The sequence below is a fragment of the Rhodococcus sp. EPR-157 genome (assembly GCF_001647195.1).
In the GTDB taxonomy this organism is placed as follows: Bacteria; Actinomycetota; Actinomycetes; order Mycobacteriales; family Mycobacteriaceae; genus Rhodococcoides.
The window spans coordinates 1-11,519 of sequence record NZ_LVCV01000457.1 but is presented as its reverse complement, the minus strand read 5'-3'; the positions used below and the strand labels follow the sequence as shown (position 1 = coordinate 11,519).

4 protein-coding genes and 1 tRNA gene are annotated in these 11,519 nt (G+C 65.8%); 3 read left to right on the top strand and 2 right to left on the bottom strand.

The features are described from left to right. Nucleotides 1-99: 99 nt before the first annotated feature. Nucleotides 100-1,698, top strand: a complete 1,599-nt coding sequence (locus A2J03_RS21270; protein ID WP_082897987.1) for an ABC transporter permease — start codon at nt 100-102, stop codon at nt 1,696-1,698. Nucleotides 1,699-1,723: 25 nt separating this feature from the next. Here the strand turns inward: A2J03_RS21270 and A2J03_RS21265 are convergent. Further along, nucleotides 1,724-1,805, bottom strand: a tRNA-Leu gene (locus tag A2J03_RS21265). 156 nt (nt 1,806-1,961) lie between these two features. Between A2J03_RS21265 and A2J03_RS21260 the strand changes: the two genes are divergently transcribed. Further along, nucleotides 1,962-2,732, top strand: coding sequence for a TetR/AcrR family transcriptional regulator (locus A2J03_RS21260; protein ID WP_068377986.1), 771 nt, complete (start codon nt 1,962-1,964; stop codon nt 2,730-2,732). A 5-nt stretch (nt 2,733-2,737) separates the two neighbouring features. Here the strand turns inward: A2J03_RS21260 and A2J03_RS21255 are convergent, their stop codons facing one another. Then, complete coding sequence (locus A2J03_RS21255; protein ID WP_068377984.1) at nt 2,738-3,436, bottom strand: hypothetical protein; 699 nt, start codon at nt 3,434-3,436, stop codon at nt 2,738-2,740. Nucleotides 3,437-3,871: 435 nt separating this feature from the next. Here A2J03_RS21255 and A2J03_RS21250 point away from each other — a divergent pair. Further along, the coding region (locus A2J03_RS21250) for a fatty acid synthase subunit beta domain-containing protein (protein ID WP_068377982.1) at nt 3,872-11,519 on the top strand (7,648 nt) is incomplete at its 3' end.

The window sequence follows — 11,519 nt, the reverse complement described above, 5'->3', positions numbered from 1 at the left end:
ATCTCGGTGTTGTCGCGATGAACAGCAGTAGGCCGAGCTTGGAAGATATCTTTCTGCGCCACTACGAAGTGGATACGTACTCAGTGGCGGGGAAATAAGTTGAGTATCGAGACGGATTTCCCTCGCACAGCGGGCGCCACCACACTGGTGCGCTTCTCGTTGCGTCGGGAGCGTTGGATACTGCCTTGGTGGTTGGCAGGGATGGCCGCCCTGATGGCGCTGCAATCCACGAGCAGTCAGAACTTCTACGATTCGCCCGAGAAACTGGCCCAGCTGCGGTCCACCATGAGTGCAAACGCGGCGCTGGTGGCGATGGGCGGTCCGACTCGACTCTTGGAGACCATCGGAGGCGAGGTGCTCTTCGAGATCTTCGCCTATCTCGCCATTGTCGTCGCATTGATGAACATGTTCTTGGTCGGTAGGAACACGCGATCCGACGAAGAAGCCGGACGAACCGAGTTGATCAGGTCGATGCGGGTAGGGCGCCGCGCTCCTGTACTCGCTGCTCTCGGTATCGCCGTGCTCGCGAACACCGCAGTCGCGGTGGTCCTGGTAGTCACATCCGTCGTGACCGGGCTGGCAATCGAAGGCTCGGTTCTGTTCGGACTGGCGATCGCGGGCTTCGGTATGACTGTCGCCTCAGCCACAACCGTCGCCGCACAGATGTACCAGAATCCCCGCGGCGTCTACGCAGCCGTCAGTGCACTGATCGCACTGGCGTACATCCTGCGCGCGGTCGGTGATGTGGGCAACGACGCAGTGGCCTGGGCCTCGCCGATCGGGTGGGGACAACGCACCTATCCCTTCGTGGACGATCGCTGGTGGCCGCTGTTGTTGTTCGTCGTGATGTCGGCGGCACTCATCGCTGCCGCGTTCGTGCTTGCCGAGCGACGAGATTTCGGCGCTGGGGTCTTTCGGTACCGGCCGGGCCGCGGAACGGCTTCACGCATGCTCAGCTCGCCGGTCGGGCTGGTGTGGCGTGTGCAGCGCACATCTGTAATTGGTTGGTGTATCGGGGTTTTCGTGCTCGGTAGCGCCTACGGATCCTTCGCGGACAGCATCGAACAATTTCTGGCGGACAATCCCGAAATCGCCACCTATCTGCCGGACGCGAGCGACGCCGTCGACTCGTATCACTCGCTCACACTGTCGATCATCGCGCTGTTGGCCGCCGCATGTGGGGTGAGCTGTGTGTTGCGTGCTCGGTCCGAGGAGACCTCCGGACGGGCGGAAATGATCCTGGCAGCGCCGGTCGGACGCGTGCGTTGGCTCACTGGGTACCTCGTTGTAGCGATGGCAGGAAGTGCGCTGGTACTGGTTGTCGGCGGGTTCGGCGACGGTCTGGCCTACGGCGTGACGGTCGGTGATCCGCTGCAGGCTGTGCGCCTGGCAGCTTCCGCGCTGGCGTACGTCCCGGCGGTGTGGGTGATCGTGGCGGTCACAGCCGTGGTCGTCGGCGTTGCGCGTCGGGCAGCCGCAGTGTCGTGGCTCTATTTCGGCTACGTGGTGGTCGCAGTGATGTTCGCCGACGCGTTCGACCTACCCGAGTGGTTCGATAGCGCCTCGCCCTGGCGCTACACCGCGTCGGTGCCACTCGAGTCATTCGATCTCGGGCAGGGTCTCTTCCTGCTGGCGGTGGTGGCCGGTTTGACAGGCATTGCCGTCGCCGGCTGCCGACGCCGCGATCTGGCGTACTGAGAGCTGCACAGATCTGAGGAGTGTGTGCGCGAGGGGGGACTTGAACCCCCACGTCCTGAGACACTGGAACCTAAATCCAGCGCGTCTGCCAATTCCGCCACTCGCGCGAGTGCTCGGGAAAGTCTACAACGCCGTCGGCGCTCGATTGCACGCGTGGCATGACCGCTTGAATGTGACTGCGACGCTATCTGATCGTATGAATGGACCATTCAAGCGATCAGGGGCGCACAGGACGGCGCACAGTACGGCGTACTGTGCGAGGCGTGGCGAGCAAGAAGGACACACAGTTCGACCCGGCGCGCACTCTCGGCCTGCTTTGGCGCGTGGGCGAGAAGCCGAGCCGCACCGGGCTGAGTGTGGATTCGATCGTGCGGGCAGCCATCGAGATCGCCGACGCCGAGGGCCTCGACGCGGTGTCGATGCGCAGGGTGGCGGACCGGCTCGGCGTCGGCGCCATGTCGCTGTACACCCACGTGCCGGGGCGGACCGACCTGACCGATCTGATGACCGATAGTGCGCTGGGATCGCTGTACTCGGGGATCGACGAGCCGACGGCGTCGACGACTGGATGGCAACAGGGACTGCGTTTCGTCGCGGAGCGGAACTGGCAGCTCTACCGCACGCACCCGTGGCTCCTCGACGCCCAGGGAGCACGCGCGGTGCTCGGCCCACACACCAACGACAAGTACGAGTCCGAGCTCAGGGTCATCGACGGGATCGGATTGACGGACGTCGAGATGGATTCGGTGCTGACGTTGGTTCTGACGCACGTCGCAGGCACGGCTCGCGCGCTCGCCCGCTTCAATCGGGTTCGCGAGGAGTCGGGCATGACCGACGTTCAATGGTGGGAAGCGACGGCGCCGGTTCTGGAGCAGGTCATGGATCGCAACAAGTATCCGGTGTCGTCACGGGTGGGAACTGCTGCATCCGAGTCGTATGACGCGGCGAGCGATCCGGTACACGAGTACCAATTCGGCGTCGAGCGCATTCTCGACGGTGTGGCGGCGCTCGTCGAGCGAGCGCAGCCACACTGACAGGCTTACCCGGCTTCGCTCAGTGAAGGCAGAGGAGCGGCCGGACCGATACGCCGCTGATAGCGCCAGACCGCGTGTTCCAGGGCTGCGTGCGGGGCGCCCATCGACTCTGCCGTGAGTTGGAGGAAGTGCTCGGCGAGTTCTCCCTCCACTCGGCGACCGACCGCGTCCGAGGCGAACGCAACGAAATGAAGAAGCGCATCGAGTGTGCGTCGCCCGACGAGGAAGAGGGCACATTCCCAGGTCTTCGGCCCGACCCCGGCGATGGCGGTAAAAGCCTCGCGCTGATCGTCGGCGTCGAACAATTGGTCCGCGGCCCGAACCCCGCACCCGACCAGGACGGCAGCGCACTTCGCCACTGCCTCTGCCTTGGTGGTGGAGTTACCTGCCACTCGCTGGCGGTTGCCGAGTATCTCCGCAAGGGCGTCCGGGCGGTCGGTGAAGGACGCGAGTGCCGCGAGGTCATCGGGGTGATCGGTGCTGCGATAGGCGCGCCACCGCGAGATGACGCGTCGTACGCCGGTGTTGGTGCCGCCGTAGGTGGCACGCGCGGTGAAGACGGCGTCGAGTAGCGCAGCTTCGATCTCACTCGGCCATCCTGAAGTCCAGAACGGTGAATAGTCCTGTGCTGCAGTGGCTTCGATGTGCCGAGCGATCGCGTCCCGATCGTGCTGCGAAAAGATATGTGTGACTGGCGAATACATGAATTCCCCCCATGCTCGATGTGCCGGTTTCGCGGTGTGTGCGGAAGGTACTGCGCGCCACCGACACGTTTCGGACGGCCGAACTTCGGATGTGGCCAGCTTCACATAACAGAATGATAACGATAAATGCGAGGAAATCCTCATGTTCAGTCGAGCGCAATACGGCCACTGCCTGCAGCGATGTTTGTTACTGGCGAGTTGGACGATCGGTACGAAAAGTCCAGTTCAGGTACGTACTGGCGGGTAGCGCTTGGACGTCAAACGAAACGTGAGGATTTCCTCATGATTTTGTGTCAACCTTGTGGCACGCGGATAGAGCCACCTCGCTGCCGGCGACGGATGGGCTCCTCGACTTCGCCCCTCGGCGCCGATGACGGACGCCACCGACGAAGCAACCTTGGACCCCCGAGTTGCTCACGAGAGGAAATTTGCACCTTGACGATCAACGAGAGCACACCATCACACGGACAGGGCGCGGGACGATCCCCCAAGAGCGGTGGCGGTTCTCGTACCCTCGCAGACCGGTTCGCGGCCGGTGAGCCGTACGCGCTTGCGTTCGGCGGACAGGGATCGCCATGGCTGAGCTCCCTCGAGGAGCTCGCACGTGACTCCGCCCTCGAGCCCGAGCTGACGGACCTGGTCAACGAATCGGCGGCCATCCTGGCCCCCGTCGCCTCCGACCTGCTCGTCGTCCGCTCGGTCGGCTTCGATCCCATCGGTTGGGTGCTCGAGCAGGACCTCGCCGACGACGTCGACGGCGCAGGCTCGTTCGGCCCGTCCGAGGCAGCACTCACTTCCGCCGCCGTGTCGCTACCCGGCGTCTTCCTGACTCAGGTCGCGGCGTTGCGCGCGTTGAAGCTTCAGGGACTCGATCCCGCGGAGGTGCCCCCGGTCACCGTCATCGGACACTCGCAGGGACTCATCGCGGCCGAGTCGGTCAAGAGCCACGGCGGAGAAGACGCCAGCCTCCTGGCCGTCGCACAGCTGATCGGCGCTGCGGCCGGACTCGTCGGACGTCGCCGCGGGATCCTCGGCTCGGCCGACCGCGCGCCCATGGTCTCGGTCTCGAACGTCGAACCCGAGCGACTCCAGGCCATCGTCGACGAACTTGCCATCGACGGCGCACCGGAGCGTTCCGCTGTGCTTGCCATCCGCAACGGCCGTCGCCGCGTCGTACTCGCAGGCCCGCCGGCACAGATCGCCCGCGTCCAGGAGCGCGCCGAGCAGATCGCCGCGTCCGAAGAGCGTGAGCGTGATTCGAAGAAGCGTGGCGGCGCAGTGTTCGCCCCCGTCTTCGAAATCCTCCCCGTCGAGATCGGCTTCCACCACCCCGCACTGAACGACGCAGTCGAACTCGTCTCGGCCTGGGCTGCTCGCTGTGGGCTCGACGTGGAGGTGGCGCGCAGCCTCGCGCAGCGCATTCTCGTCGATCCCGTCGACTGGGTCGCCGAGATCGACGGTGTCGTTGCCGCCGGCGCCGACTGGATTCTCGACCTCGGTCCGGGGGATCTCCTCACTCGCATGACCACCCCGGCCCTTCGTGGGCAGGGCGTCGGAATCATCGCGGCCTCCACGCGTGGCGGTCACCGCAACCTGCTGACCCCGGGCGCAGCGCCCGAGGTGCAGCCGTCCTGGGCCGAATTCGCGCCGAAGCCGGTCACGTTGCCCGACGGCCGCGTCGTCGTCGAGACCTCGTTCACCAAGCTCACCGGACGCTCGCCGATCCTGCTTGCTGGCATGACGCCGACGACTGTCGACGCCAAGATCGTCGCTGCCGCTGCAAACGCCGGCCACTGGGCAGAGCTTGCCGGTGGTGGACAGGTCACCGAAGAGATCTTCACCGACCGTGTCGCAGAGCTCACGCAGCTGCTCGAGCCCGGCCGCGCCGTGCAGTTCAACTCACTCTTCCTCGATCCGTACCTGTGGAAGTTGCAGCTCGGCGGACGTCGCCTCGTCCAACGCGCACGTGCTGCCGGTGCTGCCTTCGACGGCGTCATCGTCACCGCTGGCATTCCGGAACTCGAAGAAGCGGTCGCGCTGATCGAGGAACTGTCCGAGGCAGGTATCTCTCACGTCTGCTTCAAGCCGGGAACGGTCGCGCAGATCCGCGCAGTCATTCGCATCGCCAACGAGGTTCCGTCGTACCCGGTGATCGTCCACATCGAAGGTGGGCGCGCAGGCGGACACCACTCGTGGGAAGACCTCGACGACCTGCTGCTCACCACCTACGCCGAGCTGCGCGCGCGCCCGAACCTCGTCATCTGTGTCGGCGGCGGCATCGGTACCCCAGAGCGTGCAGCCGAATACCTCACCGGCCGTTGGTCGTTGGGTGCCGGATATCCCAAGATGCCGCTCGACGGCATCCTCGTCGGAACCGCGGCGATGGCCACTCTCGAAGCCACGACGGCCCCCGAGGTCAAGCAACTCCTCGTCGACACCCCGGGAACGCCTGACTGGGTCGGTGCAGGTACCGCAGTAGGCGGAATGGCCTCCGGCCGTAGCCAGCTCGGCGCCGACATTCACGAGATCGACAACGCGGCATCACGTTGCGGGCGCCTGCTCGACGAGGTCGCCGGCGATTCCGACGCCGTGGCCGAGCGCCGCGACGAGATCATCGCAGCACTCGACGGCACGGCCAAGCCGTTCTTCGGCGACGTCGCCGACATGACCTACCAGCAGTGGCTCACCCGCTACCTCGATCTGGCCATCGGATCGGACTCCCGCAGCGACTTCGACTGCGGCGGCGAGTTCACCGACGCCGTCTCCGAGGCACGCGAATCGGTCTGGCTCGACGTCACGTGGCGCACCCGCTTCCTCGAGATGCTGCAGCGGGCGGAGGCTCGTCTGCACCCGGTCGACCGCGGACCGATCCCGACACTGTTCTCGGACGTCGACACCCTCGAACGCCCTCGTGCAGCGTTGCGTTCACTCCTCGCTCAGTTCCCCGACGCCGGTGACGTGGTTCTCCACCCCGCCGACATCACGTTCTTCACTTCTCTCTGTCGCCTGCCGGGTAAGCCCGTCAACTTCGTGCCTGTCGTCGACGGCGACGTCCGACGCTGGTGGCGCAGTGACTCGCTGTGGCAGGCACACGATTCGCGCTACTCGGCGGATCAGGTCTGCATCATTCCCGGCACCGTCGCTGTCGCTGGCATCACCGAAGTCGACGAGCCGGTCGGCGACCTGCTGAATCGCTTCGAGAAGGCAGCAGCCGACGAGTTGGTGGCCGAGGGCGCACAGGCGACTTCGATCGCCAGCCGTCGTCACGCGGAAATCGCCCCCGGACTGCTCGGCATCGTGCTGGCAGCACCGGATGTCAACTGGGCATCGCGGATGACCCAGAACCCGGTTGCACGTCTAGGCGATCCCACCGAGTGGGTAGTCGATTCCGACACCGTGGCCTCGCATGTGCAGACCGGATCCACCTTGACGGTTCTCGATTCGGATCACGTCGAACTGACGGTTCCGCTTGCGCCCGGCAAAGAGGTGCGCATCCGACTCACCGTCCCGGCGTCCACGATCGATGGCGGCGCACCCGTCGTCACCGCCGACGATGCGCAGAAGTCCATGTCGGCACTTCTCGGAGTTGCTGCAGGACAAGATCTTCCAAAGGTCAAGAACGGTGCGGCACGCATCAACCTCGCGTGGATTCCTGATCTCGTGGCCGATCACGCCGGAGTCACCGGATCGGGCCTGCCCGAGTCGCTGACCGTCAGCGGTAGCGCAGTGCCCGACGTGCTCGTCGGAGCCTGCTGGCCAGCCGTATTCGCCGTTCTCGGTGCGACCAAGACTGCCGACGGCTTGGACGTCATCGAGGGCATGCTCGACCTGGTCCACCTCGACCACAGCGTCAACTTGGTCGGCACACTGCCGACCGACGCGTCGATCCTGGTCGTCAAGGCAGAGGCCGGCGAGGTGCTCGACACCGATCTCGGTCGCGTCGTCGAGGTGTCCGTCGAAATCGGAGCCATGCTCGGTGAAGGCCTCGACGCCCCCGCTGTCGCAACATTGGTGGAACGCTTCGCAATTCGTGGACGCACCGGCAAAGGCGAACTCGTCGATCCGCCCCGCGCCGGTGGCTCGGTTTCGGCCGACGCCAAGGACACCCCTCGTCGTCGCCGTCGTCAGGCGACCATCGTCGCCCCGCGCAACATGGCCGCGTTCGCCCAGGTCTCGGGCGATCACAACCCGATCCACACGTCCGACCCGGCAGCACTGCTCGCCGGCCTCGGCAGCCCGATCGTGCACGGTATGTGGCTCTCCGCAGCCGCTCAGCAGGTTGTCACTGCGGTCGATCACGAGGACACCAAGACCCCACCGCGTCGCCTGACCGCGTGGACGGCACGGTTCCTCGGAATGGTCCGTCCCGGAGCCGAGATCGACGTGCGCGTCGATCGCACCGGATTCGACCAGGGCGCAGAACTCGTCGAGGTCTCCTGCCGCGTCGAAGGCGAACTCGTCATGGTCGCCACCGCTCGTACCGCGGCGCCGAAGACGGTCTACGCATTCCCCGGCCAGGGCATCCAGCGTCAGGGCATGGGCCTCGACGCTCGTGCTCGCTCGAAGGCTGCTCGTGAGGTCTGGGAGCGTGCCGACAAGCACACCCGCAAGGCCCTGGGGTTCTCCATTCTTGCTGTCGTACGCGACAACCCGACGACGCTCAAGGCTCGCGGCGTCGAGCACAAGCACCCGGACGGTGTTCTGCACCTGACTCAGTTCACCCAGGTCGCCATGGCGGTCCTCGGTGTCGCTCAGGTCGCCGAACTCCGAGAATCCGGTGTGTTCGTCGAGAATTCGATTCTCGCGGGCCACTCCGTCGGCGAATACAACGCGCTCGCTGCCGTTGCCGGCGTCCTTCCGCTCGAAGCCGTCCTCGAGGTCGTCTTCCAGCGTGGTTCGGCAATGCACGCACTCGTTCCACGTGACGCTTCCGGGCGGAGCAACTACCGTATGGCCGCCATCCGGCCGTCGCAGATCGGCCTCGCTGACGAGGACGTGCAGGCGTTCGTCGCCGGTGTCGCCGAAGAGTCCGGCGAATTCCTCGAAATCGTCAACCTGAACCTCCGTGGCTCGCAGTACGCCATCGCGGGAACGGTCGACGGCCTCGGGGAGCTGGAGAAGAAGATCGCGATCCGCCGCGCCGAGTTCGGTGGCAAGGCCGCGTACATCATGGTTCCCGGCATCGACGTACCGTTCCACTCGACGGTGCTGCGCGGCGGAGTCGACGACTTCCGCACCCGCCTCGGAACATTGCTGCCCGCAGATCTCGATCCCGAGATCCTGCTCGGCCGCTACGTCCCGAACCTGGTTCCGAAGCCGTTCTCGCTGGAGCGCTCGTTCATCCAGGAGATCGCGGACCTGGTCCCGTCGAAACCGCTGAACGACGTCCTCTCCGACTTCGACTCCTGGGCCGCACGGCCGCACGATCTGTGCCGAGTTGTCCTGATCGAGCTGCTGGCATGGCAGTTCGCCAGCCCGGTTCGCTGGATCGAGACCCAGGACCTGCTCTTCGCCGACGAGTCCGAAGGTGGACTCGGCGTCGAGCGTTTCGTCGAAATCGGCCTCAGTGCAACGCCGACGGTAGCCAACCTCGCGTCGCAGACGCTGAAGTTGCCGGGCCGCTTCGGTTTCCCGGTCGAGGTGCTCAACGTCGAACGCGAAGCCGCGATCGTCTACGGCACCGACACCGATCCAGCTCCGGTGGACGAAGAGGAGTCGACACCTGTCGCCGAGTCTGCTCCCGCCGCTGCTGCAGCTCCGGCCGCGGCCCCTGCACCCGCCGCAGCGCCGTCGGGCGGACCCCGTCCCGACGACATCGCGTTCAGCGCGTCGGATGCGACCAAGATCCTCATCGGCCTGTGGACCAAGCTGCAGCTCGATCAGATCGGACCCGCCGACACCATCGAGGCACTGTGCGACGGCGTCTCCTCGCGTCGTAACCAGCTGCTCGTCGACCTCGGTTCCGAGCTCTCGCTCGGCGCCATCGACGGTGCCGCCGACGCCGACATGGGTGCGCTCTCCGGCACCGTCAACAAGTTGGCTCGTACCTACAAGCCGTTCGGCCCTGTGCTGAGCGACTCGATCAACGATCACCTGCGCAAGGTGTTCGGACCGTCGGGACGTCGTCCCTCCTCCATCGCGGACCGCGTCAAGAAGGTCTGGGAACTGGGCGACGGGTGGGCCAACCACGTCACGGCGGAGGTCGCCCTCGGCACTCGTGACGGCGTATCGGTGCGCGGCGGAGCCCTCGGCGGACTTGCCGACGGTGCGCTGGCCGATGGCGGTGCCGTCGACACGGTCATCGACTCGGCGGTCGCTGCAGTCGCTGCCCGACGCGGTGTTGCAGTCTCGCTGCCGCAGACCGGTGGCGGCGGCGGGGGAACCGTCGACGCAGCCGCACTCGGTGAGTTCACCGAACACATCACCGGCCGCGATGGAGTGCTTGCTTCGGCTGCACGCCTGGTACTAGAACAGCTGGGTCTCGCCGAGGCGCCGAACGCGCTTGCCGTCGAGAACCCGGACGCTGCGCTCGTCGATCTCGTTGCGGCGGAGCTCGGTTCGGATTGGCCGAGGCTCGTTGCTCCGGCATTCGATGCCCGCAAGGCCGTGCTGATCGACGACCGTTGGGCCACTGCCCGCGAGGACCTGGCCCGCCTGTGGCTCGGCACCGCAGGTGACCTGACCGTCGAGTCCTTCGCCGGATCGGGTAAAGCTGTTGCTGCACAGGCGCAGTGGTGGAAGGCCAAGGCCGACTACGAGAACAAGGCCGTTCTCGCCGAGACCTACGGTCGCATCGCAGACATCGCGCTCGTGTCCGACTCGAAGGGCGAATGGTCCGACGAGGTCGCAGTCGTCACCGGCGGCAGCAAGGGCTCGATCGCAGCGTCGGTCGCAGGCAAGCTGCTGGGCGGGGGAGCGACGGTCTTCGTCACCACGTCGCGTCTCGACGAGGAGCGGCTGAAGTTCTACCGCAGCCTGTACCGCGCGAATGCTCGCGCTGGTGCATCGCTGTGGGTCGTGCCTGCCAACATCGCGTCCTACAGTGACGTCGATGCGCTCATCGAGTGGATCGGCTCCGACCAGGTCGACAATGCGGGCGGTGCCAAGACCCTCGTCAAGGCCGGCATCACCCCGACGATGCTGTTCCCGTTCGCCGCTCCTCGCGTCGTCGGTGAGCTGTCCGACGCCGGTGGCCGCGCCGAGATGGAAATGCGTGTGCTGCTCTGGTCCGTCGAGCGTCTCATCGGCGGTCTGTCGAAGATCGGCTACGACAACGACATCGACACGCACCTGCACGTCGTGCTTCCCGGTTCGCCGAACCGCGGAATGTTCGGTGGCGACGGTGCCTACGGCGAGTCCAAGGCTGCTCTCGATGCGATCGCAGCCAAGTGGGGCTCGGAGAAGAGCTGGGCCGAGCGGGTGTCGATCGCGCACGCTCACATCGGCTGGGTTCGTGGAACCGGCCTGATGGGCGGAAACGATCCGATCGTCGAAGCCGTCGAAGCAGAGGGTGTGCGCACCTGGTCCACGGACGAGATGGCCACCGAGTTGCTGAAGCTGTGCGACGCGTCGGCTCGACGCCAGGCAGCCGAGGCTCCGCTGCTCGCGGACCTGACCGGAGGCTTGGCCGACACCAAGCTCAACCTCGTCGAACTTGCTCGCGAAGCCGCAGCTGCCGCTGCGGACAAGACCGAGGAAGCCGTCGACGATTCGATCATCGCCGCACTGCCTGCACCGCCGCGTCTGACCGCGACCACGGCTCCGGCATGGCCCACGCTCGACGTGGACCCGAAGGACCTGGTCGTCATCGTCGGAGCGGGTGAGCTCGGACCGTACGGCAGCGCTCGCACCCGCTTCGAGATGGAGGTCGACGAGGAGCTCTCTGCCGCAGGCGTTCTCGAACTCGCATGGAACACCGGACTGATCGCCTGGGAGAACGATCCCAAGCCGGGTTGGTACGACATCGAGTCCGGTGACTTCGTGCCGGAGGAGGACATCGCAGACAAGTACCACGACATCGTGGTCGAGAAGTGCGGTATCCGCACCTACGGCGACGATGGCGCCATGGTCGGTAACACAGCGC